At 67.0% G+C, this 25,839-nt stretch carries 22 protein-coding genes; 6 read left to right on the top strand and 16 right to left on the bottom strand.

Features of this window, described 5'->3' with window-relative positions:
• The first annotated feature begins 105 nt into the window (after positions 1-105).
• Together DTS01S_RS06100 and DTS01S_RS06095 are read left to right on the top strand one after the other, a co-directional pair.
• Complete coding sequence (locus tag DTS01S_RS06100) at positions 106-411, top strand: winged helix-turn-helix transcriptional regulator (protein WP_012206858.1); 306 nt, start codon at positions 106-108, stop codon at positions 409-411.
• Between the two features lie 79 nt (positions 412-490).
• Positions 491-844 carry an FKBP-type peptidyl-prolyl cis-trans isomerase gene (locus DTS01S_RS06095; protein WP_012206859.1) on the top strand — a complete coding sequence of 118 codons (354 nt, stop codon included), beginning with the start codon at positions 491-493 and terminating at the stop codon, positions 842-844.
• A gap of 133 nt (positions 845-977) precedes the next feature.
• On the opposite strand, the gene DTS01S_RS06090 is transcribed toward DTS01S_RS06095, so the two are convergent.
• The 4 genes from DTS01S_RS06090 to ppsA all read right to left on the bottom strand — a co-directional run bounded on the left by DTS01S_RS06090 (position 978) and on the right by ppsA (position 6,523).
• Complete coding sequence (locus DTS01S_RS06090; protein WP_034364171.1) at positions 978-1,493, bottom strand: hypothetical protein; 516 nt, start codon at positions 1,491-1,493, stop codon at positions 978-980.
• A gap of 191 nt (positions 1,494-1,684) precedes the next feature.
• Entirely contained in the window at positions 1,685-3,775 is a 2,091-nt protein-coding gene (locus DTS01S_RS06085; protein WP_016447599.1) for a VC_2705 family sodium/solute symporter, read from the bottom strand.
• Entirely contained in the window at positions 3,768-4,115 is a 348-nt protein-coding gene (locus DTS01S_RS06080; protein ID WP_061287443.1) for a DUF4212 domain-containing protein, read from the bottom strand. Before DTS01S_RS06080 ends, DTS01S_RS06085 begins: the two co-directional genes overlap by 8 nt.
• A gap of 17 nt (positions 4,116-4,132) precedes the next feature.
• The gene (ppsA, locus tag DTS01S_RS06075; RefSeq protein ID WP_043791857.1) at positions 4,133-6,523 is read right to left on the bottom strand and encodes a phosphoenolpyruvate synthase; all 2,391 of its coding nucleotides are present in this window, start codon (positions 6,521-6,523) and stop codon (positions 4,133-4,135) included.
• A 208-nt stretch (positions 6,524-6,731) separates the two neighbouring features.
• Here ppsA and ppsR point away from each other — a divergent pair, with 208 nt between their 5' ends.
• Complete coding sequence (gene ppsR, locus DTS01S_RS06070; RefSeq protein ID WP_016447602.1) at positions 6,732-7,553, top strand: posphoenolpyruvate synthetase regulatory kinase/phosphorylase PpsR; 822 nt, start codon at positions 6,732-6,734, stop codon at positions 7,551-7,553.
• A gap of 8 nt (positions 7,554-7,561) precedes the next feature.
• Here ppsR and DTS01S_RS06065 read toward each other — a convergent pair whose 3' ends face one another.
• Positions 7,562-8,506, bottom strand: coding sequence for a LysR family transcriptional regulator (locus DTS01S_RS06065; RefSeq protein ID WP_043791855.1), 945 nt, complete (start codon positions 8,504-8,506; stop codon positions 7,562-7,564).
• A 144-nt stretch (positions 8,507-8,650) separates the two neighbouring features.
• Between DTS01S_RS06065 and DTS01S_RS06060 the strand changes: the two genes are divergently transcribed.
• The gene (locus tag DTS01S_RS06060; protein WP_016447604.1) at positions 8,651-8,932 is read left to right on the top strand and encodes a DUF2798 domain-containing protein; all 282 of its coding nucleotides are present in this window, start codon (positions 8,651-8,653) and stop codon (positions 8,930-8,932) included.
• Between the two features lie 36 nt (positions 8,933-8,968).
• Here the strand turns inward: DTS01S_RS06060 and DTS01S_RS06055 are convergent, their stop codons facing one another.
• The 5 genes from DTS01S_RS06055 to ahpC all read right to left on the bottom strand — a co-directional run bounded on the left by DTS01S_RS06055 (position 8,969) and on the right by ahpC (position 15,332).
• Entirely contained in the window at positions 8,969-10,090 is a 1,122-nt protein-coding gene (locus DTS01S_RS06055; protein ID WP_017404638.1) for a hemin-degrading factor, read from the bottom strand.
• The gene (locus DTS01S_RS06050) at positions 10,087-10,440 is read right to left on the bottom strand and encodes a hypothetical protein (RefSeq protein ID WP_016447606.1); all 354 of its coding nucleotides are present in this window, start codon (positions 10,438-10,440) and stop codon (positions 10,087-10,089) included. The genes DTS01S_RS06055 and DTS01S_RS06050 overlap by 4 nt, the downstream gene beginning before the upstream one ends.
• A gap of 70 nt (positions 10,441-10,510) precedes the next feature.
• Positions 10,511-12,799, bottom strand: a complete 2,289-nt coding sequence (locus tag DTS01S_RS06045; protein ID WP_061287442.1) for a TonB-dependent hemoglobin/transferrin/lactoferrin family receptor — start codon at positions 12,797-12,799, stop codon at positions 10,511-10,513.
• Positions 12,800-13,108: 309 nt separating this feature from the next.
• The gene (ahpF, locus tag DTS01S_RS06040; protein WP_016451263.1) at positions 13,109-14,665 is read right to left on the bottom strand and encodes an alkyl hydroperoxide reductase subunit F; all 1,557 of its coding nucleotides are present in this window, start codon (positions 14,663-14,665) and stop codon (positions 13,109-13,111) included.
• A 103-nt stretch (positions 14,666-14,768) separates the two neighbouring features.
• A complete protein-coding gene (gene ahpC, locus DTS01S_RS06035; protein ID WP_016447610.1) occupies positions 14,769-15,332 on the bottom strand; it encodes an alkyl hydroperoxide reductase subunit C in 564 nt (187 codons plus the stop codon).
• A 368-nt stretch (positions 15,333-15,700) separates the two neighbouring features.
• On the opposite strand from ahpC, the gene bfr reads away from it, so the two are divergent.
• Positions 15,701-16,177, top strand: a complete 477-nt coding sequence (gene bfr, locus DTS01S_RS06030) for a bacterioferritin (RefSeq protein WP_016447611.1) — start codon at positions 15,701-15,703, stop codon at positions 16,175-16,177.
• Between the two features lie 95 nt (positions 16,178-16,272).
• On the opposite strand, the gene DTS01S_RS06025 is transcribed toward bfr, so the two are convergent.
• The 3 genes from DTS01S_RS06025 to DTS01S_RS06015 form a co-directional block, all read right to left on the bottom strand.
• Positions 16,273-17,571, bottom strand: coding sequence for a sensor histidine kinase (locus DTS01S_RS06025; RefSeq protein ID WP_061287441.1), 1,299 nt, complete (start codon positions 17,569-17,571; stop codon positions 16,273-16,275).
• 97 nt (positions 17,572-17,668) lie between these two features.
• On the bottom strand, positions 17,669-18,394 hold the full coding sequence (locus DTS01S_RS06020) for a FadR/GntR family transcriptional regulator (protein WP_016447613.1): 726 nt from the start codon (positions 18,392-18,394) through the stop codon (positions 17,669-17,671).
• Positions 18,395-18,480: 86 nt separating this feature from the next.
• Positions 18,481-19,815, bottom strand: coding sequence for an MFS transporter (locus tag DTS01S_RS06015; RefSeq protein WP_061287440.1), 1,335 nt, complete (start codon positions 19,813-19,815; stop codon positions 18,481-18,483).
• Between the two features lie 216 nt (positions 19,816-20,031).
• On the opposite strand from DTS01S_RS06015, the gene DTS01S_RS06010 reads away from it, so the two are divergent.
• Complete coding sequence (locus DTS01S_RS06010; RefSeq protein ID WP_061287439.1) at positions 20,032-20,574, top strand: ureidoglycolate lyase; 543 nt, start codon at positions 20,032-20,034, stop codon at positions 20,572-20,574.
• A 62-nt stretch (positions 20,575-20,636) separates the two neighbouring features.
• Here DTS01S_RS06010 and DTS01S_RS06005 read toward each other — a convergent pair whose 3' ends face one another.
• The 3 genes from DTS01S_RS06005 to DTS01S_RS05995 form a co-directional block, all read right to left on the bottom strand.
• Complete coding sequence (locus DTS01S_RS06005) at positions 20,637-21,605, bottom strand: alpha-E domain-containing protein (RefSeq protein WP_016447616.1); 969 nt, start codon at positions 21,603-21,605, stop codon at positions 20,637-20,639.
• Positions 21,606-23,075: a circularly permuted type 2 ATP-grasp protein gene (locus tag DTS01S_RS06000; protein WP_016447617.1), complete on the bottom strand. Its 1,470-nt coding sequence runs from the start codon at positions 23,073-23,075 to the stop codon at positions 21,606-21,608.
• 143 nt (positions 23,076-23,218) lie between these two features.
• On the bottom strand, positions 23,219-25,738 hold the full coding sequence (locus tag DTS01S_RS05995) for a DNA internalization-related competence protein ComEC/Rec2 (RefSeq protein WP_061287438.1): 2,520 nt from the start codon (positions 25,736-25,738) through the stop codon (positions 23,219-23,221).
• Positions 25,739-25,839: the final 101 nt, after the last annotated feature.

Raw genomic sequence — 25,839 nt, 5'->3', positions numbered from 1 at the left:
AGCAGAATGGATCCAGAGCTATAGTTCCCCGGGACTTGGCTCGGCGCGCGTCCCACCCGGATGCCCCCGCCGGCTCACACACACCATTGCGCAAGGAGAAGCGTCATGAGCTCCAAGGAAAACGCCGCCATCAACCAGCTGTTCGAGAAACTCGAATGCCGCTACGCGTTGCGCGTGCTGTGGGCTTTGCGTGACGGCCATCCTCAGACCTTTCGACTGCTGCAAGACAGCGTGGGCGGCATCACGCCCAACACGCTGAACACCCGCATCAAGGAACTGCGCGAATGCGGGCTGCTGGAGCATGGCTCCGACGGCTATACCGTGACGCTGGCCGGCCAGGACCTGCTCAAGCGCCTGTCCGATGTGCAGGCATTCGCCAACCGCTGGGTGGCCGCGCGCGCCAAGAAGTGATTCTTGCGGCCAGGCCCTTCGCCCTCTTGCCGCCGGACAGTCTTTTTCCCCCACCGTTTCTCTCTCAAGGAATACCACCATGGCTTTCACCACCACCGCATCCGGCCTGCAGTATGAAGACACCGTCGTGGGTGACGGCGCCGAGGCCCAGCGCGGCCGCAGCGTGACCGTGCACTACACGGGCTGGCTCTACAACAACGGCGTGCAAGGCGCGAAGTTCGACTCCAGCAAGGACCGCAACGATCCCTTCGTCTTCCCCCTGGGCGGCGGCATGGTGATCAAGGGCTGGGACGAAGGCGTGCAAGGCATGAAGGTGGGCGGCCAGCGCACCCTGATCATCCCGGCCGAACTGGGCTACGGCGCACGCGGCGCTGGCGGCGTGATCCCGCCCAACGCCACGCTGAAGTTCGACGTGGAGCTGCTGGCCGTCTGAGCCTGCACCCGCTGGCCCACGCAAGGGCAAGGCGCGAAGGCGCCTTGCCTTTTTTCATTTGCGGACCGTCCCAAGATGCCCCCAGGAGCATCGGACCTTGCGCGGCAAGGACAGCGTGGGGGCGGCTTCTCGCTCAGGGGGCTTTGCCGAACAGCGCCTCGTGCAGCGGCACATAGCTGGCGGGGCTGGCAGCCTCGCGCAGGCGCGGGGCCAGCGCCACGAGCTGGTCGTAGCCCATGGCCGCCTCCACGGCCAGGTTGAGCCGGAATCCCTTGAGCCCCATATTGGCCGTGATGGCCACCGCCAGCGGATAGGCGTTGCGGTAGCGCACGGCCAGCGAAGGCTCGGATGGCGCAGACGCATCGCCGGCAGGCTGGGCCGGCGATGCGGCGGCAGCAGTGACGGCAGGCGCCGCAACGGCCACCACGCCCAGCCGGGGTTCGGCTGCATCGCGGGGCGCCAGCCATTCACGCTCCACCAGCGCCAGGATTTCGTCCTGGGTCACGCCCATGCCGGCAACGGCCTGCAGCACCTGCGCCACGCTGCGTTGGCCGTCAAACAGCAAAAAGGCCGAGCGCAGCCGGGGAGAGAGATCGGCATGGCGTTCCTTGAATGCCTGTTGGCCGGCGGACGTTTTCGCAAGATGCATGGCGGACGCAATTTTCTGCAGGGGATCGGATCGGACACGGCTCGCAGCGTGTCATGAGCCTCCGGCTCCCAAAAGCGGGTTTTCCAGCACGCGCGGGCTTCAGTTGGGCCGGGACTGATCCAGATCTGCCATCAAGACAAAAATTGGCAATTTCGTTGGCAATGTCGTCGGCCCATGGAGCCCATGCCGCGTCAGGCCACGCGCCCTGGCACGGAGCGCGCCGCAGCGCGCCGGCGCGGGTCCAGGCAGCTGACCAGCCAGGTCACCAGCAGGCCCGCCGGCACGCCGAAGACACCCGAGGAAATCGGCTGTATGCCCCACCACAGGCGGGCATGCAGCGCCTCGGGCAACACAGGCTGCAGCGCGGGCACGTGCGAGACCATGTAGTAGACGGTGATACCCAGGCCGGCCAGCATGCCGGCCACCGCCCCGCGACGCGTGGTGCCGCGCCAGAAGATGCCCAGCACCATGGCCGGAACAAAGGCCGATGCCGCCAGCGAGAACGAGGCCGTGACCATGGGCAGGATGTCCGAGGAACGGCGCGAGGCCACGAAGGCGGCCGACAGCGCCACCACCAGCAGCGCGAACTTGGACAGGATCACGCGCTGCTCGGGCGAGGCCCGGCGCCGCCGCGCGCGAAAGTACAAGTCGCGCACCAGCGCATTGCTGATGGTCAGCAGCAGGCCATCGGCCGTGGACAGCGCGGCGGCCAGGCCGCCCGCCGCGACCAGGCCCGAGACCACGTAGGGCATGCCACCCAGCTCGGGCGTGGCCAGCATGATGAGGTCGGCGCCCATGCGGATCTCGCCGAACTGCAGGACACCGTCGCCATTGACGTCTTCCACGGCCAGCAGCGAGGCATCGACCCGGGCCCACTGCGCCATCCAGGTGGGCAATTCATCGAAGCGTATGCCCACCAGGTTGTTCATGACCTCGAACTTGACCAGCACGGCCAGGGCCGGCGCGCTCATGTACAGCACGCCGATGAAGAACAGCGTCCAGCCCACCGAGGCCCGCGCCCCCGACACCGAGGGCGCCGTGTAGTAGCGCGTGAGCAAATGCGGCAGGCCTGCCGTGCCGGCCATGAGACAGAACATCAGCGCCAGGAAGTTGCGCCGGCTGTCCTCGTAGACCTGACGTTCCTCGGCCGATCCATCGGGGTTGCCGGCAAAGGGCAGGCTGTGCAGCGGAATGCCGCCCAGCGGCTTCTCGCGCTCGCGCATCTCCTGCAGCTGGCGTGTCCACAGGGCGCGCGCAGTCGCTTCGTCGCGCGGCATGGCGGCCAGTTCGCGGCTGGCCGCCATGATGGCGCCAATGTCGCCGCTGCGCGTGCGCAGATCGCGTATGCGCTCGGAAAGCTGCTGGCGCTCGGCGGCCAGCACGCGCGGCACGTCCTTGAGCTTGTCCTCCAGCACCTCGGCGCGCAGGCGGTAGGCGGCGACCACTTCCTGTTCGGCCGGCGAATCCAGCAGGCGCTGCTCCATCTCCGCGATCTGGCCGAGCTGGGCCGTATAGGCCAGCGGCGCCACGGGATTGCCCATCTGCCGGTAGGCCAGCCAGGACACGGGGATCAGAAAGGCCAGCAGGATGACCACGTACTGCGCGACCTGGGTCCAGGTGATGGCACGCATGCCGCCCAGGAAGGAGCACAGCAGCACGCCGCCCAGGCCCAGCATGATGCCGATCTCGAACTGCACGCCCGTCAGCCGCGAGGCAATCAGCCCCACGCCGTAGATCTGGGCCACCACATAGGTGAACGAGCAGGTCACGGCAGCCAGCGCCGCGATCACGCGCGGCCAGCGCCCGCCGTAGCGCTGCTGGAAGAAGTCGGGAATGGTGTAGAGCTTCATCGCACGCAGGTGCGGCGCGATCAGCATGGCGACCAGGCAAAAGCCGCCCGTCCAGCCCAGCAGGTAGGCCAGTCCGCCGGCCTGCCCCGGCACGCCGGCAAAGCCCTGCAGGTACAGCGCCCCCGACAGGCTGATGAAGGACGCCGCGCTGACCCAGTCCGCCGCTGCCGCCATGCCGTTGTAGAAGGGCGGGATGCGCCGGCCCGCGACGTAGTACTCCTCGGGATCGCTGGTGCGCAGGTACACGCCGATGGCCGCGTAGACCATGACGGTGAAGAACAGGAAGATGGGGCCTATCCAGTGGCGCGACAGGCCTTGCTGCTCGGCCCAGAACATGAGGGCCAGAAAGCCGAGCACGCCCAGCGTGTACAGGGCCACGATGCGGTGCAGCCGCCAGCGGGAGGCGGCCGTCAGCAGCGAGCGCTCAGCCATGGCCGGGAGGCGACAGCGGGGCGGCGGGTTCAGACGGGGCAGCGGCCCGGGCCTCGCGGCGCTCGAAATGGTCCATGGACAGACAATAGACGATGACGATGGCCAGGAACATCAGGACTGCCCCCTGGGCCGCGAACCAGTAGGCCAGCGGCCAGTCGGGGACCAGCGCCTGCAGGTCGCGTGCGTAGTAGCAGGCACCGAAGGAGACGGCGACCCAGACCGCGAGCAGCACGGCCTTGAGCCACAGATGGTGGATGTCGTGCAGGTCGGGGGCGAAGGTCTCGCCTTCGGACGGTCCCCCGACTGCGTCGTCATGCAAGTGCGCGTCCGGCGTATGCATGGCGACGCTGCCAGCCCTTACTGCGCCAGGCGCTGCCAGGTGGCGACCACGCTGTCGGGATTCAGCGAGATGGAGGCAATGCCTTCGTCAGCCAGCCATTGGGCGAAGTCCGGGTGGTCGGATGGGCCCTGGCCGCAGATGCCCACGTACTTGCCCTGGTCCAGGCAGGCCTTGATGGCGCGCGACAGCATCTTGCGCACGGCGGGGTCGCGCTCGTCGAAGTCGGCGGCCAGCAGCTCCAGGCCGGAGTCGCGGTCCAGGCCCAGCGTGAGCTGGGTCAGGTCGTTGGAGCCGATGGAGAAGCCGTCGAAGAACTCGAGGAACTCGTCCGCCAGGATGGCGTTGGAGGGCACCTCGCACATCATGATGAGCTTGAGTTCGTTGTCGCCGCGCTTGAGGCCGTTGGCCGCCAGCAGCTGGGTGACGCGCTCGGCCTGCTTGAGCGTGCGCACGAAGGGAATCATGATCTGCACGTTGGTCAGGCCCATGTCCTCGCGCACGCGGCGCAGTGCCTCGCACTCCATGCGGAAGGCCTCGCCGAAGTCCTCGGAGATGTAGCGCGCCGCGCCACGGAAACCCAGCATGGGATTCTCTTCCTCGGGCTCGTAGCGGCTGCCGCCGATGAGCTTGCGGTACTCGTTGGACTTGAAGTCCGACATGCGCACGATCACGGGCTTGGGCCAGAAGGCGGCGGCAATCGTCGCCACGCCTTCGGCGACCTTGTCCACGTAGAAGGCGCGCGGCGAGGCATGGCCACGGGCCACGGACTCCACGGCCTTCTTGAGGTCGGCATCCACGGCGGGATAGTCCAGGATGGCCTTGGGGTGCACGCCGATGTTGTTGTTGATGATGAACTCCAGGCGGGCCAGGCCCACGCCCTCGTTGGGCAGCTGGGCGAAGTCGAAGGCCAGCTGGGGGTTGCCCACGTTCATCATGATCTTGGTCTTGATGGCGGGCATCTCGCCGCGCTGCACCTCGGTGACCTCGGTCTCGATCAGGCCGTCATAGATCTTGCCGGTATCGCCTTCGGCGCAGCTGACGGTGACCAGGGTGCCGTCCTTGAGCAGATCGGTGGCGTTGCCGCAGCCGACCACGGCCGGAATGCCCAGCTCGCGCGCAATGATGGCCGCGTGGCAGGTGCGGCCGCCACGGTTGGTGACGATGGCCGAGGCGCGCTTCATCACCGGCTCCCAGTTGGGATCGGTCATGTCGGTCACCAGCACGTCGCCGGGCTGGACCTGGTCCATGTTGGCGATGTCATTGACCAGGCGCACCGGGCCCGTGCCGATCTTCTGGCCGATGGCGCGGCCTTCGGCCAGCACATTGCCCGTGCCCTTGAGCGCGTAGCGCTGCTCGGCCTGGCCCTTGGCCTGGCTCTTCACGGTCTCGGGGCGGGCCTGCAGGATGTAGAGCTGGCCGTCTGTGCCGTCCTTGCCCCACTCGATGTCCATGGGGCGGCCATAGTGCTGCTCGATGACCAGGGCATAGTGGGCCAGCTGCTGCACGTCCTCGTCGGACAGCGAGTAGCGGTTGCGCAGCTCATGGGCCACGTCGGTGGTCTTGACCAGGCGGCCGCTGGCGGCCTTTTCCTCGGGCGAGGCAAAGACCATCTGGATCAGCTTGGAGCCCAGGTTGCGGCGGATCAGGGCCTTCTTGCCGGCCTTGAGCATGGGCTTGTGCACATAGAACTCGTCAGGATTGACGGCGCCCTGCACCACGGTCTCGCCCAGGCCGTAGCTGGAGGTGATGAAGACCACGTCCTCGAAGCCCGATTCGGTGTCGATGGTGAACATCACGCCGGCCGCGCCCAGGTCGGAGCGCACCATGCGCTGCACGCCGGCCGACAGGGCCACCACGTCATGGGCAAAGCCCTTGTGCACGCGGTAGGAGATGGCGCGGTCGTTGTACAGGGAGGCGAACACCTCCTTCATCTTGTGCAGCACCGACTCGATGCCCACCACGTTCAGGAAGGTTTCCTGCTGGCCCGCGAACGAAGCGTCGGGCAGGTCTTCGGCCGTGGCCGAGGAGCGCACGGCGAACGAGGCCGCCTCGTTGCCGCCTTGCAGGCGCACGAATTCCTCGCGGATGGCCTGTTCCAGATCGGCCGGGAAGGGCTGGTTCTCGACCAGGGCACGGATCTCGGCACCGACCTGGGCCAGGGCGCGGACATCCTCCACGTCCAGGGCGGCCAGCTTGGCACTGATCTTGTCGGCCAGGCCGTCGTGGGCCAGGAACTGGCGGAAGGCATGGGCCGTGGTGGCAAAGCCCGTGGGCACGCGCACGCCCTGCGGCAGCTGCGAGATCATTTCGCCGAGCGAGGCGTTCTTGCCGCCTACGGACTCGACATCGGTCATCCTCAGTTGTTCAAACGGAACGACGAGGGCGGTGGCCTCGAACAGTTGAGACATGGGAAAGCTCCAGAAGTTGAAAACCGTAGTGCGCCGCCCCGGCTGCCAAAGCCGGGCACGGTCGATCCACCCACGCAGGCGTGCGCGAGGCTTTGCTGTTCTGGTTGGAGGCCGGCAGCGAGCATGGATGGGAAATTGGGAATAATGGGCGCCATTGTAGGCGTTTGCCGTGAACCGACGGCAGCCCCCTGTCCAGAGCCCGACCACCATGCACACCCACACCATCTTCGTCATCTCCGATGGCACTGGCATTACAGCCGAGACCTTTGGCACGGCCATCATGGCCCAGTTCGACACCAAGTCGCGCCTGGTCCGCATCCCCTTCGTGGACACCATGGACAAGGTCCACCAGGCCGTGCGGCAGATCAACCATGTGGCCGAGTCGGAAAGCCACAAGCCCATCGTCTTCACCACCCTGGTCAACCAGGACATGCTCGACCTGATCGAGAGCCAATGCAAGGGCAAGGTATTCGACATGTTCGGCACCTTCGTGCGGCCGCTGGAGCTGGAGCTGGGCCAGAAGTCGCTGCACCGCGTGGGCCGCTTCGCCGACATCAGCGAAAGCAAGGAATACCTGGAGCGCATGGAGGCCATCAACTACACGCTGGCCCATGACGACGGCCAGACCCACCAGGACCTGACGGGCGCCGACGTGATCCTGGTCGGCGTCTCGCGCAGCGGCAAGACGCCCACCAGCCTGTACCTGGCCATGCAGTTCGGTCTCAAGGTGGCCAACTACCCGCTGATTCCCGAGGATTTCGAGCGCAAGCAGCTGCCGCCCGCCCTGGTGCCCTACCGCAAGAAGCTGTTCGGCCTGACCATCGACCCCCAGCGCCTGTCCAGCATCCGCAACGAGCGCCGGCCCGACTCCAAGTACGCCAGCCTTGCCAACTGCCGCTACGAGGTGGCCGAGGCCGAGTCCATGATGCGCCGCAGCGGCATCCAGTGGCTGTCCAGCACCACCAAGTCCATCGAGGAAATCGCCACCACGATCCTGCAGGAAGTCCTGCCCCAGCACCTGGGGCACTGAACCCTGTCTCAGGCCGAGGCGTTCCAGCGCAGCATGGGCTGCTGCGGCAGCGTCTCGACCAGGTAGTCCACCAGGGCACGCACCTTGGTCGGCACGTACTGGCGGTCGCGAAAGCAGGCGAAGAAATCCAGCGTGGTGTCATCGAAGTGCAGCTGCCCCTTGCGCGCCGGGCCCAGGGCCAGCGGTTGCAGCAGCCCTTCGCGCATGTACCGGTGGGCGATGAAGCTGCCGATCCAGACGATGCCGCCACCGGCCACGGCCATTTCGGTGAGTGCATCGACATCGCTGGCGATGGCGGTCACGCGCAGCTGCGGGTCCACGCGCTTGCCGTCGCGTGAAAACGGCCAGCGCATGAAGCGGCCATCGGCCTCGCGCCGGTACAGCAGGCAGGCATGGTCGAGCAGGTCCTGCGCGGTCTGCGGCCTGCCGTGGGCCTGCAGGTAGGCCGGCGAGGCGCACAGCACGCGCGGCACGGCCGCCAGCTGGCGCACGGCCATGCCGGGCTCCAGCACATCGCGGTAGCGCACGCTGATGTCCACGTCTTCCTTGAGCACATCCACCTGCCGGTCCACCACCAGCAACTCCAGCTCCAGCCGGGGATGCCGCGCGGCAAAGGCCGGCAGCAGCGGCGCCAGCACATGGCGGCCAAAGGCGGCCATGCAGGCGATGCGCAGCCGGCCCTGCAGTTCGCCATGCAGCTGCGACAGGTCGGACTGCGCTTTTTCCAGCTCCTGCAGCACAGGGCCCACGCGCGCCAGATAGCGCTCGCCGGCTTCGGTCAACGCCATGGAGCGCGTGGTGCGCGTGATCAGGCGCGTGCCCAGTTCGCGCTCCAGCCGGGCGATGTTCTGGCTGGCCGCTGCAGGAGAAATACCCAGCTGGCGCGCGGCCGAGGCGATGGAGCCGCCTTCCAGGGCTTTGACGAAGGTCTCGATGGAGCGCAGATTAGGCACAAAAACCTATGGATGAAAAATCAATTCATCAATATAGCTTACGAGTGCACCAAGCTGCAGCCCTCTACACGGCGGCCCGGGCCTTGCCTACAGTTGCGCACTTGCCGCGCCGAATCGACAAGCGGCCTGACCGGATACGCCTTCATGCCCGATACCTCTGCCTCCATCGCTCCCGCAACCCCTGCGGCGCCGCGCAGCCGCAAGCTGCACCGCCGCTTCGCGCCCATCGTCTTTGCCTTCTACATGTCGGCCATCATGGCGTTTCTGATGTGCTGCGCCATCGTCGGCGCCAACAGCGGCCTGGGCGCCGACTACCTGCGGCGCGTGATGCAGACCTATGTGCTGGCCATGCCCGTGGCCTTTGTCTGCGTGATGGTGGTGCGTCCGCTGGTGGGCAGGCTGGTGGCCGCCACCGTGCATCTCTGAGGCGGCCCGGCCGGCTCTTTCCAGGGCCTGGGCCGCTCAGGCCAGTGTCTGCACTGCCAAGCGCGGCAAGCCCGCCACCAGCTCGCGCCATCCCGGCAGTTCGGCCAGGCCCGGTTTGCGCTCGCCAAAGAACATGGCCATCAGATCGCCCTGCGCGTCGAAGGCCTCGACCGAGGTGACCACGCCATCGGCCGTGGGCTTTTGCACGGCCCAGACGCTGGCGATCATGTCGCAGCGCAGATGCAGGTTGAAGCCCGGGTCCAGCACATTGATCCATTGCGCGCCGCCGGGCGTGCCCATGGGCTGGATGTTGTGCACGGGGCCGGTATGGATCTGGATGCAGCCGCCGCTGTCCACGAAGACCATGATGGGCAGCCCGTCCACCGCCGCATCGCCCAGCAACTGGGCCACGGACTCGGGTGCCAGCCGCGCGCAATGGCCGGGGACCAGGCGGAAGGCTTGCTGGCGCTCCACGCCGAACCGGCGCAGCAGGTCGAAGAATTCATGCGTGTCCTGAAGGGCATCCCAGGCGGCGCTCAGGCCGTGCACGTCGATGACCTTGTCGGACTGCGGCAGCGCTCTGGGCCTGGCATGGCGAAACAGGTAGCCCGCGCTGGGCTCGGCAAAGCGCCGTACCAGCGCATCCCACGCTGCCATGTCGGTGGACTCGCGCGCATGGACCTTGTGCACGGCGCGGCCGTGGGCATTGAAGAACTGCAGGCTGTGCGTGGCCGGCCTTCCAGCCTGGGCGGGCTGCTCGGTCACGGCATAGCCGGCATGCCATTGGGCAAAGAACAGGCGCAGGTCGATCTCGCGGCCCAGCGCCAATCCCACGCCGCCGCTGGCCGAGAGCTTCTGGTACACGCCCGTCTTCTCATGCACCGTGGACTCATTGCGCGTGAGCGCCATCACGGTGCCGCAGTCCTGCAGCGCGCGCAGCACCTGCAGCCACTGCGCGCGCAGCGGCACGACCTGCAGGCCGCCGTCATGCAGGCCCGCGTGGGCGCCGATGGCGGCGCCTTCGGGCAGGCCCATGGATTCGGCGGCCTCCTTGGCACGCAGGCCGCTCTGGCGTGCCTGGGCAAAGCGCTGGCGCACGTCGGGCGCATTGACGGGAATCAGCAGGTCATCGCAGGCTGCGGCGGCGGTGGTGATCATTGCAGGGTCTCCAAAGGGGCATGCCAGAGCGCGTGGGCAACGGAGGGATGGCGGGTCTCGGCCGCCGCCTCGGCCCGGGGTGCGCGCTGCGCGGCGCTGGCCTCGGAGACCGCCTGCCAGCGCCGCTGCAGGCGTTGCAGCAAGGCCCGCATGTCCGGCGAAAAGCTGCTGTCGCCGGACAGGCCCTGCAGTTGATCGGCCACCTTGCCGGCAATGGCGGGCCGGTGGGCCTCGCAGCAACCGTGGCCGAAGCCGGTCATCAGCGCCAGCGTGGCGGCCAGTTGGGCCTCGCCTTCGGCCAGCAGGTATTCCTCGTCACGGGCAAGGCTTTCACTCTCGGTACGGTGCATGGGGCTCTCCTTGCGTTGCAAAACATCGTTGGGACACGGGTCGCGGCGCCTGGCCTTCAGGCGCCGGGCTTCAGAAATCCTTGATCAGCGAGACGCGCGCATGGCGCCCCGGCTGGCTGTAGGCGTCGGCAATCGCCGTGGTGGCCAGCAGGCCGCGCACATCGGACCAGCGCCAGTACTTCCTGTCGGTCAGGTTGTAGATGCCGGCGTTCAGGCGCAGGTCGGGACGGATGCGCCATTGCGCGCTCAGGTCCAGCACCGTGGCCGAGGGGCTGAGCCAGGCCGTGCTGCCGTTGGACACGTCGCCGGCCTTCTTGCCGCTCCAGTGCGAGACGTTGAACTGCACGCCCACGACAGAGCGCTCGTAGCGCACGCCCAGCACCAGTTGCTGGGGCGAGATGGTGTCCAGCGGCTTGTCGGACTGCGTGTCCTTGCCGTCGGTGTAGCCGTAGGCCAGGCGCGTCTGCCAGTCGCCGCCGGCCCAGCGGCCCCAGTCGTAGCCGGCCTTGAGTTCGAAGCCGCTGATGCGGGCGCGGCCCACGTTGATGGACTGGTAGATGGCGGGGTTGGCCGCGTTGCCGGGCTGGCCCGCAACCAGTTGCTGGTCGACGATGAAGTCCTTGTAGCGTCCCGTGAACACGGCGGCGTCCAGGCGCAGCCTGTCCATGCGCCCGCGCAGGCCCAGCTCGAAGGTCTGGCTCTTTTCGGCCCGCAGGTCGGGATTCGGAATGTTGCGGTAGAACGCCACCGGGTTCTCGAAGAAGGCGTTGATCTGCCCGGCGTTGGGCGCCCGGAAACCTGCCGCATAGTTGCCATAGACGGACCAGACCGGGCTGGCCTGCAGCATCACGCCCAGCTTGGGCGAGAGCGCGGAGTCCGAGTTGCTGACCACGGTGGGCACAAAGCCGTTCTGCCGGGGCTTGATGCTGTAGTGCTCGGCGCGCAGGCCCGGGGTCACGCTCCAGGGGCCGTTGTGCAGTTCGGCCTGGGCGAACAGGGCGGTGGCGCTTTCGGTGGTGTCGGGGAAGCGCTTGAGCGGGAAGCTCTCGCCCACGGGCGGCGTGATGCCGCTTTGCGCGTTGACAACCTTGTTGCGGAGGTAGTCCAGCCCGTAGGTGAACTTGCCGCTGGCCGAAGAACTCCAGCGCAGCAGGCGGCTGGCCTGGGCGTGCAGCTGGATCGCATCCTCGTCATAGGTCACGTCGCGCTCGCGGTACGGCAGGCCGATGCGCGTCTCGGTGACGAATTCGCGCGCGTCGGACTTCTGGTAGCTGGCCATCAGCTGCAGTTCGTCGGCCAGCGCCGTGCCCAACTGCTGCCACTGGCCCTGCCAGCTGGCCCGCCAGCGCTTCATGTCGGTGCGCGAGTCGGAATTGGCCACGGTGGCCGAGCGCGCGGACAGCAGGGCGTAGTCGGCGCGCTTGTCCACGTTCTCGAAGGTGAAGACATGCTTTTGTATGGCGCTGGGCGTGAAGACCAGGCGGCCCATCAGCGACTCGCTGCGGTCTTTCTCGGGATTGGGCGTGGTGCGCGCCGCCCCCGTCACGTTGTTCGTGCCCATGTTCTCCAGCGCACGGGAGCGGCCCAGGCCCGCCGACAGCAGCCATGCCCATTCGGGGCTGGCTCGGCCCGCCACGGTGGCGCCCAGCTTGCGGCCGTTGTCCGAGCCGTCATAGCCGGCAGCCACGCGGCCGGCGATGCGCTTGTCCTTGCCCAGCAGATCATCCGGCTGCACGGTCACGAAGTTGACCAGGCCGCCCATGCCGTCCGATCCATACAGCGCGGGCGTGGAGCCGCGCAGGATTTCCACGCGCTGCACCAGGCCCAGGTCCAGGTAGTCGCGGCCGAAGCTGTTGGCGCTGAAGCTGTAGCTGCGCGGCAGGCGCACGCCATCGACCAGCATGAGCACGCGGTTGCCATCCAGGCCACGGATGTTGAAGCCGCTGTTCTGGTCACGCCCGGCCGACGAGGCCGCCAGCGAGAAGCGCGCCGGGGCGCGCGGCACATCGACATTGGGCAGCAGGTTGACCATCTCGCGGATGTCGCTGGCCTGCTCGCGTTCCATGCGGCCGGCGTCGATCACGTCAATGCTCATGGGCAGGGTGTCAGGGTCCTGCACCTCGCGCGAAGCGCTGATCACCATCTCCTTGAGGGCCGGGGCACGGGTCCGTGCCCCGGGTGCGGCCTGCGCCAGCAATTGCGTGTCGGCATCTCCGGCGTTTGCGGCATTTGCCGCGTCTGCGGCGGCCTGCCCCGGCTCCTGGGCCAGGGCAGCGGAGGCGCACAGCAGCGCGCAGGCGGCGGCCAGGGGATGGCGCGCCCGCCGGGCGCATGATTGCATTGCGAAGTCGTAAGCCATTGCGAAGCCCTCTCTCTCTGATCAACATGGATGTGCGAGAGCTGGCTTCTGGTTGCAGCGGCTGGCGGTCGGCCCGCCAGCCGTTGGCGCGTCATGTGCTGGCTGGATGAAGAAAAATTATATGCGAATAGTTCTCATTCATTGATTTGATCTGGCGCATAGGCCCTGGCGCAATCCCTGCTGGCACACCGGGCTGCTGGACAGCCATCTGTGTGCCACCTGCGCCGGCAAGGCACGCGCCTGACAGCGCCGGAATGAAAAAAGGCCCGGATGCCGAGGCATCCGGGCCCTTTCTCACGCCTGTTCAGCTCAGTGGCGGATCAGGTGGTCGAAGGCCGACAGCGCAGCCGTGGAGCCGGCACCGGCAGCGATGATGATCTGCTTGTACGGCACGTTGGTGCAGTCGCCTGCGGCGAACACGCCGGGCACGCTGGTGTGGCCCTTGGCATCGATCACGATCTCGCCGAAGCGGGTCAGCTCCACCGTGCCCTTGAGCCAGTCGGTGTTGGGCAGCAGGCCGATCTGCACGAAGATGCCTTCCAGCGCCACGGTCTTGACCTCTTCCGTCGTGCGGTCCTTGTAGGTCAGGCCGGTGACCTTCTTGCCGTCGCCGTTGACCTCGGTGGTCTGGGCGTTGAGGATGACGGTCACATTGGGCAGGCTCTTGAGCTTCTTTTGCAGCACGGCATCGGCCTTGAGCTCGCTGGCGAACTCCAGCAGCGTCACGCTGCGCACGATGCCGGCCAGGTCGATGGCCGCTTCCACGCCCGAGTTGCCGCCGCCGATGACGGCCACATTCTTGCCCTTGAACAGCGGTCCGTCGCAGTGCGGGCAGTAGGTCACGCCCTTGGTGCGGTACTTGTCCTCGCCAGGCACGTTCATGTTGCGCCAGCGCGCGCCGGTCGAGAGGATGACGGTCTTGGCCTTGAGGCTGGCGCCCGAGGCGGTCTGCACCTCGATCAGCCCGCCTTCCGTGGCAGCCGGAATCAGTTTGGACGCCGTCTGCAGGTTCATGATGTCCACCTCGTAGTCGCGCACATGGCGCTCCATGGCGGCGGCCAGCTGAGGGCCTTCGGTCTTGGAGACCGAGATGAAGTTCTCGATGTCCACGGTGTCCAGCACCTGGCCGCCGAAGCGCTCGGCGGCAATGCCGGTGCGGATGCCCTTGCGTGCCGCATAGATGGCAGCGGCCGCGCCGGCGGGGCCGCCACCGACGATCAGCACGTCGAAGGCGTCCTTGGCGGAAATCCTGGCCGCTTCACGCGAAGCGGCGCCGGTGTCGACCTTGGCGACGATCTCGGCCAGCTCCATGCGGCCCTGGCCGAAGCGCTCGCCATTGACGAAGACCGTGGGCACGCCCATGACTTCGCGCTGCTCGACTTCCTTCTGGAACAGCCCGCCGTCGATGGCGGTGTGGCTGATCTTGGGATTGAGCACGGACATCAGGTTCAGCGCCTGCACCACGTCCGGGCAGTTGTGGCAGGACAGCGAGTAGTAGGTCTCGAAGTGCAGCGGCACGTCGATGTTGCGCACCTGCTCCAGCAACTCGGCCGATTCCTTGGACGGATGGCCGCCGACCTGCAGCAGGGCCAGCACCAGCGAGGTGAATTCATGGCCCAGGGGGACGCCTGCGAAACGCACGCCGCTGTCCACGCCGGGATTGGTGATCAGGAACGAGGGCTTGCGCACCTCGGCGTCGTTGTGCTCGACGACGGTGATCTTGTCGCTCAGCTCGCGGATTTCCAGCAGCAGTTCCTTCAGCTCGCGCGCACCCTGGCTGTCATCCAGCGAAGCCACCAGCTCCACCGGACGCTGCAGGCGCTCCAGGTAGGCCTGCAATTGGGCTTTCAGGTTGTTGTCAAGCATGTCGGACTCCTAGGGAAATACGAATTTTCGGAAAAAAAAGCCCGGGCGCCAGGCACCCGGGCGTCTTCAACAGTTCAACTGTGAACAGGAAGCGGTGTACCGCTTAGATCTTGCCGACCAGGTCGAGCGAAGGAGCCAGGGTCTTGTCGCCTTCTTCCCACTTGGCGGGGCAGACTTCACCGGGGTGGTTGCGGACATACTGGGCAGCCTTGACCTTGCGCAGCAGGTCGACGGCGTTGCGGCCGATGCCTTCGGCGGTGATTTCCACGGCCTGGATCACGCCATCGGGGTCGACGATGAAGGTGCCGCGGTCAGCCAGGCCCTGGCCGGGACGCAGGACTTCGAAGTTGTTGCTGATTTCCCAGGTGGGATCGCCCAGCATCGTGTACTTGATCTTGCGGATGGTGTCCGACGCGTCGTGCCATGCCTTGTGCACGAAGTGGGTGTCGGTGGACACGGAGAACACTTCCACGCCCAGCTTTTGCAGTTCGTCGTAGTGGTCGGCCACGTCGCCCAGCTCGGTGGGGCACACGAAGGTGAAGTCAGCGGGGTAGAAGAAGAACACGGCCCACTTGCCCAGGACGTCCTTTTCGGTCACTTCGATGAACTTGCCATTCTTGAAGGCCTGCGTCTTGAAGGGCTTGATTTGGGTGTTGATCACGGACATTGCTGTTTCCTTTGTGGTTGGTGAGTGAACACAGGACGAAGTCTAGGCCCAGGCCATCGATTGATCCAATGAATTGATTGAATTCATCCGATTGCCAAAAACTATGTTAACATCCTTGTCTCCAGGCCTGCGGGCTTGACCAGCCCGCCACCGGCCTGAAGAGGCTATTTTGGGCCGAAATATGACAAGGCAATGCAGCAACCCCGCAGACGCGTCAGCATGCCGGCCCGCAAACGAGAACGCGCCTCATAAGCAGCCAATGCGTGATAACAGGGGTTTGCTTGATCTGACGCAGAAACCCTAGACAATCCACCCCTATAGCGGCCGCCGATCGGCGCGGTCCCCCACGTACAACAAAGGAGTTCCCCATGCAAGGCGACGCCCAAGTCATCACCTGGCTGCAAGCCCAGCTCAAGAACGAGCTGACGGCCATCAACCAGTACTTCCTGCACTACCGCATGTACAAGCACTGGGGCTTCGACAAGCTGGCCAAGAAGGAATACAAGGAGTCCATCGGCGAGATGAAGCACGCCGACTGGCTCATGGACCGCATCTTCGTGCTCGACGGCCTGCCCAACCTGCAGGATCTGGGCAAGCTGCAAGTCGGCGAGGACGTGCCCGAAGCCCTGGCTTGCGACCTGAGCAGCGAGAAAACCGCGCAGCAGACCATCAAGGACGGCATCGCCCACTGCGAAAGCGTGCGCGACTACGTCTCGCGCGATCTGCTGCAAAAGATCCTGGACGATACCGAGGAGCACATCGACTACCTCGAAACCCAGCTGGACCTGATCGACAAGGTCGGCATCCAGAACTATCTGCAGTCGCAGATGGACGAAGAGTCCTGAGCACCGGACTCAGGGGCGGCGGCACAGGCCGCGCCCCGCACGCGAAACGACGGGCCTGTGTGCCCGTTTTTTTCATCTCCTGGCCCAGCTATCGGTCACTCGTCGGCATATCGCAGCGGAAACAGAAGCAGAAAGGTCGTGCCGGTCTGCGCGGCCGACTGCACCTCGATCGTGGCGTCCAGCAATTCCGCCAGCCGCTTGACGATGGACAGGCCTATCCCCTCGCCTGCGCCGCTGCGGTAGCGGGCCGCCGCGACGCCGGGCCGTGGCTCGCCCCCGGCGCGGACCTCTGCGGAGGCCGCCGACGTCAGATGGCCCGAAGGGTCCAGGTCCGTGGCGTGCTTGAGGGCGGCAACCAGGGGCGCCGCCGGCTCCATGCCGGGGCCCGTATCCCCGATGGAGAGCATCCAGCGGCGCTGGTCCTCCCCATCACCAAGGGCCCACTTCACCGTGACGCCGCCCTCCTGGGTGTACTTGAGCGCGTTGAGCACCAGGTTCTGCGCGATGCGGCGCAGTTTCAAGGCATCCCCCTCCACCGGCATCGTCCCCGGCCCCTGCAGGTGCAGGTACAGGCCGCGCTCGTTGGCCAGGGCCTGCAGTCCCTCGCACAGATGGGTGATCACCTGGGCTGCGTCAAAGGAGGTCAGCTGGCGATGCTCGCGCCCGGCGTGCAGCTTGGCCAGCTCCGTCACGTCATCCAGCAGATGTCGCAGCGACTGGACGTTGCGGTCCAGCATGCGCAGGAGTTTCTCGCGCGACTGCGCCGGCGCATGCTGCATGCCCAGGCCATGCGTCACATTGGCCACCACGCCGACGTTGCTGCGCAGGTCATGCGCAACCTGCTCCCACAGTTGCGAGCGCTGCAGGTCCAGCGCGCTCAGGTCATGCAGCGCCGCTTCCAGGTCCCGGACATGGCCCTCGGCCTCCTGCTGCTGCAGGCGGAAATACTGGGTGCTGCTGTCCTGAACGTCGCGGGTATAGGTGGCGGCCCAGGCCTTGCGCGCAACGGGCATGGCGACGTGCGCATCAGGGCGCCCCTGGGCATAGTCCTCCAGCTGCGCCACCATGACTTCGTTGAGCAGCCCCAGCTCGCGCACGACTTCATGCAGGTCATAGCCCTGCTGCCAGCGGTGCAGGCCGTGGGCGGCGGCCTGCTCGCCATCGCCCGGCGGCTCGGTGGTGTCTGCCGGTGCACCGCCCAGTGTCCGCAGTTGCTGCTCGAACGCGGCCAGCACAGCCGGGATGTGATCGTTCAGCTGGGTTCGGGGAAGCGCCTCACCAGCGGTCAGCGCCGGGTCCCGCCTGACGGCCTTGCGCCATGTCTGCAAGAGTCCTTCGCGCTGCGCCTCTAGGGCGTCTGCCAGTATGCAGAGTTCATTTCCTTGGCTTGTCATGGATCGGCATCCGGGCGGTCTGTAGATAGGGAAAAAATGCGCTGTGCCGATGATGGTAAGGCCAAAAACCCGGCCGATCAGGCACGGGCTGGCGTGCCTACAGGCCGGTGGGAAAGTGCACGCCCGCGCGCTGGGCCGCCTGCACGATGTGGGTGGCCATGGCCTGCTGGGCCAGTTCGGGATGGCCGCGGGACAGGGCATCGATGATGGCCGCATGCTCCTCGGTGGTCGCATGCCGTGCGCCCCGCTTGTAGAACGGCAGGCGCTGGCTTTCCTGCATGACCTCGCCGCTGCCGCGCAGCACGTCGGCGATGGCATGGTTGCCCGAGATGGTGGCGATCTGCAGGTGGAACTCGAAATCCAGTCGCGTGGCCTGCACGAAATCGGCCCGCTCTATGCTCTGCTGCATGGCCTGCAGATTGGCCTGCAGGGCCTGCACATCCTCAGGCTGCACCACCAGGGCCGCCAGGCGCGCCACAAAGCCCTCCAGCGCGTAGCGCAGCTGATAGACATCGGTGAGCGCATGCGAGTCGGCAAAGCGCCAGGCGTCTGCGGCCGCAGCCTCGGGCGCCTCGGTCACGTACATGCCCTTGCCAGGCCGGGCCACGACCAGGCCCAGCCCCTGCAGCGTGGACAGCGCCTCGCGCAGCGAGGTGCGGCTGATGCCCAACTGCTCCGACAGGTCGCGCTGCGAAGGCAGGAGCGAGCCCACCGGATACACGCCGCCCTCGATCCACTCGCGGATCACGCGGGCGGCATTGCCGGCAACGGCGGTGCTGGCAGGGTTGCCGGCGGGTGTGCTGATGGCGGTGCTGGGTTCCATGCGTTGGCGGATCTCTGGCCCGGGGGCGGTGCGCCGATCTTAGCGACTGCGCGCCTCGCCCGCCGGTTCACGCGCCCTGTCCGGCGCTACTTGTTGACCAGTTTGGCGGGCACGGTATAGGTCAGGAAGGCCCCGAACAGCAGCACGCCGGCCAGCACGAACATGGCCGCATTGGTGCTCTGCGTCGCATCCTTGATGAGGCCGATCATGTAGGGGCTGATGAAGCCGGCCAGGTTGGCGAAGGAGTTGATCAGCGCAATGCCGGCCGCAGCGCCTGCGCTGGACAGGATGGCCGTGGGCAGGCTCCAGAACAGTGGCGAGGTTGCCAGGCTGCCGCCCGCGGCCAGCGCCAGGGCGGCCAGCGACACGTAGACGTTGCCGCTGAAGATGGCCGACAGCATCAGGCCCGCCGCGCCCACGCAGAACGGAACGATCAGGTGCCAGCGGCGCTCGCGCATGCGGTCCGAGCTGCGGCTGACCAGGTTCATGGACACCACGGCCACCGAAAACGGCACGGCCGTCAGCAGGCCGATCTGGAAGGCACCCTCCACGCCCGACTGGCGGATCAGGCTGGGCAGCCAGAACGTGAGCCCGTACTGGCCCATGACGGTGCAAAAGCAGATCATGGCCATCTTGATGATGCGCGGGTCGGAGAACAGCGCGCGCAGCGTCACATGGCTATCGCTCTTGCTGGCGTTCTCGCGGGCGATGTTGCGCTCCAGCAGGGTCTTTTCCGCCTCGGTCAGCCAGCGCGCTGCGCGGATGCTGTTGTCCAGGTACCAGAGCACGGCCAGGCCCAGGATCAGCGAGGGAATGGCCTCGATCAGGAACAGCCATTGCCAGCCGCGCAGCCCCGCCACGCCCTGCATCAGGTCCATGATGCCGCCCGACAGCGGTCCGCCCAGGATGCCCGAGACCGGGATCGCGCACATGAACAGCGCCACCATGCGGGCGCGCCGGTACGAGGGAAACCAGTAGGTCATGTACAGGATCATGCCGGGGTAGAAACCGGCCTCGGCCGCGCCCAGCAGGAAGCGCAGCACGTAGAACTGCGTGGGCGTGGTCACGAACATCATGGCCGCCGAGATCAGGCTCCACATGATCATGATCCGCGAGATGGTGGCCTTGGCTCCTATGCGGTGCATCAGCATGTTGCTGGGCACCTCGAAGAAGAAATAGCCGATGAAGAACAGCCCCGCGCCCAGGCCGTACATGGCCTCGCTGAACTGCAGGTCGGCCAGCATGTGCAGCTTGGCAAAGCCCACGTTCACCCGGTCCAGATAGGCCGCCACGTAGCAGGCCATGATGAAGGGAAGCAGGCGCCAGGCCACCTTGCGGTAGACGGCTGCCTCGCCCGGCGTTTCGCTGGACAGCGCCGGGGCCGCGCCGGCGGCCTCGGCGGATGCGGGAAGTGATGACATCAGGAAGTCCTTGGTTGAAGGGTTGCGATCAACTGGTATGACCGGTCTGAAAATACGGAGCGAATGTTGCCCTTCCCGCCGGCCAATGCACACTCGCATTTACCCGAACCACCGCAAATGATGCACAGGACATCGGCTGGCGTCACTCAGGTTTGACAAAATCCCCAGGCAACAGCAAACTGGTAATACCAGTATGAAAACAAGAGGCAGTACTTCGTGAATACCTTGTCAGAGACCCGCCCCGCCCGCCTTCGCCTGCGCGTCCAACCGCTGACCGCCGAAGCCTTTGCCGAGTTTGGCGAGGTCATCGACAGTGCAGGCCACACGCCGCTGCTGATCAATGACGGCATGACCGAGCGCTACCATGCCCTGGCCCGCGTGGACACGGGCGGCAGCGAGGGCCATGCGCTGATCAACCTGTTCCACGCCCGCCCCTATGCGCTGCCCCTGCAGCTGACGAGCATGGAGCGCCATCCCCTGGGCAGCCAGGCCTTCATGCCGCTGGACGCCCAGCCCTTCATCGTGGTGGTTGCGCCCCTGGGAGAGCAGGTGGCGCCCGGCGACCTGCGCGCCTTCATCACCAACGGACGCCAGGGCGTGAACTACCGCCGCGGCGTCTGGCACCACTCGCTGATTGCCCTGAACGCGCCCGCGCGCTTCATCGTGGTGGACCGGGGAGGCCCTGGCGACAACTGCGACGTGCTGCCCATCGGCGATGCCGAAGGCGTTGTGCTGGAGCTGGACAGCGCGCAGGACTGAATGGCCCTGCCCCAATGAACAAAGCCGCCCGAGGGCGGCTTTGTTCATTGGGCGACGGCGGCTCAGGCAGGCACCAGGAAGTCGCGGCTGATGCCCTGACCCAGGTCGTGCACGCGATCCAGGAACTGCGTGAGATAGGCGTGCAGGCCCGTGGCCAGGATTTCGTCGATGCGCGCATAGCGCAGGTCAGCCAGCAGGCGGCCCGCCTTGCGCTGGGTCTCGCGCGACTGGTCGTTGGCCACGCTTTCCAGGTTGGCCACCACTTCCAGCATGCTGGCCAGCAGCGAGCGCGGCATGTCGCTGCGCAGCATCAGCAGCTCGGCCACGCGCTCGGGCGTGATCACGTCGCGGTAGACCTTGCGGTAGACCTCGAAGGCCGAGACGCTGCGCAGCAGCGCGCTCCAGTGGTAGAAGTCGAAGGGCGTGGCCCCTTTGCCCGACGCTCCGTTGCGCGCGCTGCCATGGTAGTCGCGCTCGATGGCGTGGAATTTCACGTCCAGCAGGCGCGCCGTGTTGTCGGCGCGCTCGATGAAGGTGCCCAGGCGCAGGAAGTGGAAGGCCTCGTCCTGCAGCATGGTGCCCAGTGTCACGCCGCGCGACAGGTGCGAGCGGTGCTTGACCCATTCGAAGAACTGGCCCGGATCGCGCTCCCAGTCCCCCTCGGCCAGCAGGCGCTTGAGTTCCAGCCAGGTCTGGTTCTGGGTCTCCCAGGCCTCGGTGGTCAGCGCCCCGCGCACGGCACGCGCATTCTCCCGCGCAGCGCGCAGGCAGGAGGCGATGGACGAGGAGTTGCTCTCGTCGCGCACCATGAAGTGCAGCACGGCCTCTCGCTGCACCTCGCCGTGGCGGGAGGCATAGGCGGGGATCAGCTCGCTGATGGACAGCACGCCCTGCCAGGCCTTGCGCGCCGCCTGAGGCGCCTGGGGCAGCATGGAAGTGTCATAGGAGACGTTGAGCATGCGGGCAGTGTTCTCCGCACGCTCCGTGTAGCGGGACATCCAGTACAGATGATCGGCAGTACGGCTGAGCATTCAATGTCCTCCCTCGTTTGACTCACCGGCCCCGAGCACCCAGGTGTCCTTGGTGCCACCGCCCTGTGATGAATTGACCACCAGCGAGCCTTCCTTGAGCGCCACGCGTGTGAGGCCGCCGGCCACCATGCGTACCTGATTGCCGCTGAGCACGAAGGGACGCAGGTCGATATGCCTTGGCGCGATGCCCTGCTCCACCAGGGTGGGGCAGGTGGACAGCGCCAGCGTGGGCTGCGCGATGTAGCCGCCGGGATTGGCGATGAGCGCGCGGCGGAAATCCTCTATCTCGCCGCGCGAGGCGGCAGGCCCGATCAGCATGCCGTAGCCACCGGCGCCATGGACTTCCTTGACCACCAGCTCATCCAGGTGGTCGAGCACGTAGCGCAGGTCGTCGGGCTTGCGGCACAGCCAGGTCGGCACGTTCTGCAGAATGGGTTCCTCGCCCAGGTAGAAGCGGATCATCTCCGGCACATAGGGATAGACCGATTTGTCGTCGGCCACCCCCGTGCCCGCCGCATTGCAGATGCTGACGTTGCCCGCGCGGTAGGCGCGCATGAGGCCGGGGCAGCCCAGCGTGGAGGTGGGACGGAAGACTTCGGGGTCCAGAAAATCATCGTCCACGCGCCGGTAGATCACGTCCACGCGCTGCAGGCCTCGCGTGGTGCGCATGTAGACCACGTCCTTGTCCACCACCAGGTCCTGGCCCTCGACCAGCTCCACGCCCATCTGCTGGGCCAGGAAGGCGTGTTCGAAGTAGGCGCTGTTGTACATGCCGGGCGTGAGCACCACCACCGTGGGCTCGGGCGTGCCGGCCGGAGCGCTGGCGCGCAGCGTCTCCAGCAGCATGTCGGGATAGTGGGCCACGGGCTCCACGGGATGACGGGAGAACAGGTCGGGGAACAGCCGCATCATCATGCGGCGGTTCTCCAGCATGTAAGACACGCCCGAAGGCACGCGCAGGTTGTCCTCCAGCACGTAGTACACGCCCTCGCCCTGGGCATTGGCGGCACGCACGATGTCGATGCCGGCGATGTGGGCGTAGATGCCGCCCTGCACGGCAAGGCCCCGCATCTCGGGGCGGTACTGGCTGTTGTTCAGCACCAGCTCGCGCGGCAGCAGGCCCGCGCGCAGGATTTCCTGGTCGTGGTAGACGTCGTGCAGAAAGCGGTTGAGCGCCGTCACGCGCTGCACCAGGCCTGCCTGCATGCGCTCCCATTCATGGGACGGGATGACGCGCGGAATCAGGTCGAAGGGAATGAGGCGCTCGGTGCCGGCGCCACTTTCATCCTTGTCGCCGTAGACGGCGAACGTGATGCCTACGCGCCGGAAGATGATCTCGGCCTCGGCGCTGCGCGCTCGCAGCGTCTGTTCGGACTGGCGCGCAAGCCATTGCGCATAGTCCTTGTAGTGCAGGCGCACATCGCTGCCGTCGAACGGCGTCATCGTGTACATCTCGTCAAATGGATGCATTCGTCACCTCCTGTCGCTGCATGTGTACGAGGTAAAGCAAGCTGCGGGCCAGCCCTCGTATCGCACCAGTGTAGCGATAGGTAACCTCAATCCGGACAAGCGGTATCCAGCATATGCCGGCTGCGCGGCCATCGGCACCCGTCCTATCCGCCCTGCCTCTGCGTGATGTGCCTGACGTGCGTGACATGCATGTCCCAGTAACGGCGCGCCAGCTCCCGCTCGCAGACCAGCTGTGCGGGATCGGCAGAGCGCCAATGCGCTGCGCCGCAGCGGGCCGACTGCACCACGCTGGAGCCGTTGGCCTCATAGCGCCGCACCACCTCGGGGACCGGGTGTCCATAACGGCTGCGGTATCCCGCCTGCACCATGGCCCAGCGCGGTGCCAGGGCCTGCACCAGAGCGGTGCTCGATGAGGTGCGGCTGCCGTGGTGCGGCACCAGCAGCCACTGCACGGGCGTGAGGGCGCCGGCCTGCGCCAGCGCCCTTTCCTGTGCAGCCTCGATATCGCCGGCCAGCAAGGCCTGCACCCCGGATGCCGAACGCAGCAGCAGCACGCAGCTGCCCGCATTGGCGTGGGCCAGGGCCTGCGCGGCCGGCAGCGGTTCGCCCGCGGGTGGATGCAGCACCTGCATCTGCACGCCATCCCACTCCCACTGCTGGCCGGCCTCACATCGGCGCACGGCGCCTAGGCCGGCCAGAGCGGGGTCCAGGATCACGGAGTCCGATCCCCAGACCTCGGCCTGCGGCTGCGCGGCATGCACGGCCAAGGCACCGCCCGTATGGTCGCCGTCGCGGTGGCTGAGCCACAGCGCATCCAGGCGCAGCCCCAGGGCCTGCAGCAGCGGCACCAGCACCCGTTCGCCGGCATTGCTGTCCATGCCGTACTGCGGACCCGTGTCATACAGCAGGGCGTGCCGGGCCGTGCGCAGCAGCACGGCATTGCCCTGGCCTATGTCCACGGCCATCAAATCGAACTCGCCATGTGCCGGTGCGGCCGGCGGCCACCACAGGGCCGGCAGGCACATGGCCAGGCCCCAGCAACGCCATCCGGCCGGCACCGGAGCCACCAGCGCCAGGCCTGCACCCAGCGCAGCCAGCCCCGCCCACAGCGGCGGCTGCGGCAGCTGCAACACGGCCCAGCCCCACCGGTCCAGCCACTGCAGCAGCTCCAGCAGCGGCGCCAGCGCCAGCGCCGCGCCCGTCCAGAACGGGGGCCACAAGGCCCCCAGCAAGGCCAGTGGCGTGACCACGAAAGTCACCCAGGGAATCGCGGCCAGATTGGCCAGCAGCCCCGACAGCGACAGCTGGCCAAACAGCATCAGCCCCAGCGGCGCCAGCGCCAGAGTGATGCGCCACTGCTCACCCCACAACGCCAGGGCACGGGCGGGCAGCGACGGCCGCACCGCGCCCTGCATGCGTGCATCGGTCGCCAGCAGCACGCCCACGGCGACAAAACTCAGCCAGAAGCCCGCCTGCCACAGGGCCCAGGGATCGAGCACGACAACCACGGCCAGCGCCAGGCACCACACGGCGGGCCAGGGCCAGCGCAGCCCTGTGACGCGCAACGCGGCCACCGTTGCCAGCATGCACACCGTGCGCTGCGCCGGCAGACCCCAGCCGCTGAACAGGGCATAGCCGCCCGCCAGCAGCACGCCGGCCAGCAGGGCCGCCTGCGGCGCCGGGCACCACAGGCAGGCCCGGGCACTGCAACGCCACAGTCGCCCCACGACCAGCGCAGCCAGCCATGCGAACAGGGTGATATGCAGTCCGGAAATACTCATCAAATGGGCCACGCCGGTATGGCGGAACAGCGTCCAATCGTCACGCGCAATGGCCTGCTGATCGCCCATGGCCAGGGCGGCCACCACGCCCAGCATGCGCGGCGACTGCGCGGGGTCCATGCCTACGCGCTGCATGGCTTGCGCGAGTGCGGCTGCCCGGTTCACGATGGCCTCGCGCATCTGCTGGCGCCAGCGCTGCAGGGCGTAGGCGCCGGTGTCGGCCAGCAGGCTCGCCGCTGGCTGTTCGCGCACATAGCCCGTGGCCTGCACGCCCTGCTCCCACTGCCACAGCTCATAGTCGAAACCGTGGGGATTGCGCGCGCCATGCGGGCGCTTGAGCCGCACGGTCAGGTCCCAGCGCTGGCCCGGGCGCAGGACGGGCAGCGACGCTGCGGCGCCCTTGGACGCCCGGCCCCGGGCTGCGTACCAGGACAGCTCGATCAACCCGGGAAACGGCGCCAGGGCCTCTTCGCTGCCCGCGATCTGCGCCTGCTCCACGGCCATGCGCCAGCGCACGCCCTGGGCCATGTTCTGGGGCAGCGATGCCACGACGCCGACGATGCGCAGGTCACGCCCTTCCAGCTGCGGCGACAGCGCGTGGCCCGCAAAGTCCTGGGCACGCCAGCCTGTCAACCCGCCTACCAGCAAGGCGGCGCAGACAGCGGCCCACAGGCCTTGCACAACACGGCAGCGCCGGCCTGCCCATGCCCGCCACGCCCTCCATGCCAGGCCTGCCAGCCCCATGCACGCCAAGAGCAGATACATCCACAGCGGCCACAGGCGCGGCTGCGTGACCTGCCAGGCCGCACCGGCCACGCAGCCGAGCAGCAGGGGCGTCCAGGAAGACGGCGAGAGAGTTTGGGCAGCTGCCGCAGGGTGCATCCACACATGCTAGGAGCGGATGCCGCGCAGCCACCATGCACCGCCTCGGATTCAGACAACAATCAGACTGACGGAAGCCCAGGCCCTGACATGCCAGGGTG

It is taken from the genome of Delftia tsuruhatensis NBRC 16741 (assembly GCF_001571325.1).
Lineage (GTDB): Bacteria > Pseudomonadota > Gammaproteobacteria > Burkholderiales > Burkholderiaceae_C > Comamonas > Comamonas tsuruhatensis.
The sequence above is the reverse complement of the archived record's forward strand: the minus strand, read 5'-3'. Positions and strand labels throughout refer to the sequence as shown.

What these genes read in the sequence shown, in the direction of transcription:
- DTS01S_RS06100 (WP_012206858.1), top strand. Translation starts at nt 106, where the DNA reads ATGAGCTCCAAGGAAAACGCCGCCATCAACCAGCTGTTCGAGAAACTC.
- DTS01S_RS06095 (WP_012206859.1), top strand. Translation starts at nt 491, where the DNA reads ATGGCTTTCACCACCACCGCATCCGGCCTGCAGTATGAAGACACCGTC.
- DTS01S_RS06090 (WP_034364171.1), bottom strand. Translation starts at nt 1,493, where the DNA reads ATGCATCTTGCGAAAACGTCCGCCGGCCAACAGGCATTCAAGGAACGC.
- DTS01S_RS06085 (WP_016447599.1), bottom strand. Translation starts at nt 3,775, where the DNA reads ATGGCTGAGCGCTCGCTGCTGACGGCCGCCTCCCGCTGGCGGCTGCAC.
- DTS01S_RS06080 (WP_061287443.1), bottom strand. Translation starts at nt 4,115, where the DNA reads ATGCATACGCCGGACGCGCACTTGCATGACGACGCAGTCGGGGGACCG.
- ppsA (WP_043791857.1), bottom strand. Translation starts at nt 6,523, where the DNA reads ATGTCTCAACTGTTCGAGGCCACCGCCCTCGTCGTTCCGTTTGAACAA.
- ppsR (WP_016447602.1), top strand. Translation starts at nt 6,732, where the DNA reads ATGCACACCCACACCATCTTCGTCATCTCCGATGGCACTGGCATTACA.
- DTS01S_RS06060 (WP_016447604.1), top strand. Translation starts at nt 8,651, where the DNA reads ATGCCCGATACCTCTGCCTCCATCGCTCCCGCAACCCCTGCGGCGCCG.
- DTS01S_RS06055 (WP_017404638.1), bottom strand. Translation starts at nt 10,090, where the DNA reads ATGATCACCACCGCCGCCGCAGCCTGCGATGACCTGCTGATTCCCGTC.
- DTS01S_RS06050 (WP_016447606.1), bottom strand. Translation starts at nt 10,440, where the DNA reads ATGCACCGTACCGAGAGTGAAAGCCTTGCCCGTGACGAGGAATACCTG.
- DTS01S_RS06045 (WP_061287442.1), bottom strand. Translation starts at nt 12,799, where the DNA reads ATGGCTTACGACTTCGCAATGCAATCATGCGCCCGGCGGGCGCGCCAT.
- ahpF (WP_016451263.1), bottom strand. Translation starts at nt 14,665, where the DNA reads ATGCTTGACAACAACCTGAAAGCCCAATTGCAGGCCTACCTGGAGCGC.
- ahpC (WP_016447610.1), bottom strand. Translation starts at nt 15,332, where the DNA reads ATGTCCGTGATCAACACCCAAATCAAGCCCTTCAAGACGCAGGCCTTC.
- bfr (WP_016447611.1), top strand. Translation starts at nt 15,701, where the DNA reads ATGCAAGGCGACGCCCAAGTCATCACCTGGCTGCAAGCCCAGCTCAAG.
- DTS01S_RS06025 (WP_061287441.1), bottom strand. Translation starts at nt 17,571, where the DNA reads ATGACAAGCCAAGGAAATGAACTCTGCATACTGGCAGACGCCCTAGAG.
- DTS01S_RS06020 (WP_016447613.1), bottom strand. Translation starts at nt 18,394, where the DNA reads ATGGAACCCAGCACCGCCATCAGCACACCCGCCGGCAACCCTGCCAGC.
- DTS01S_RS06015 (WP_061287440.1), bottom strand. Translation starts at nt 19,815, where the DNA reads ATGTCATCACTTCCCGCATCCGCCGAGGCCGCCGGCGCGGCCCCGGCG.
- DTS01S_RS06005 (WP_016447616.1), bottom strand. Translation starts at nt 21,605, where the DNA reads ATGCTCAGCCGTACTGCCGATCATCTGTACTGGATGTCCCGCTACACG.
- DTS01S_RS06000 (WP_016447617.1), bottom strand. Translation starts at nt 23,075, where the DNA reads ATGCATCCATTTGACGAGATGTACACGATGACGCCGTTCGACGGCAGC.
- DTS01S_RS05995 (WP_061287438.1), bottom strand. Translation starts at nt 25,738, where the DNA reads ATGCACCCTGCGGCAGCTGCCCAAACTCTCTCGCCGTCTTCCTGGACG.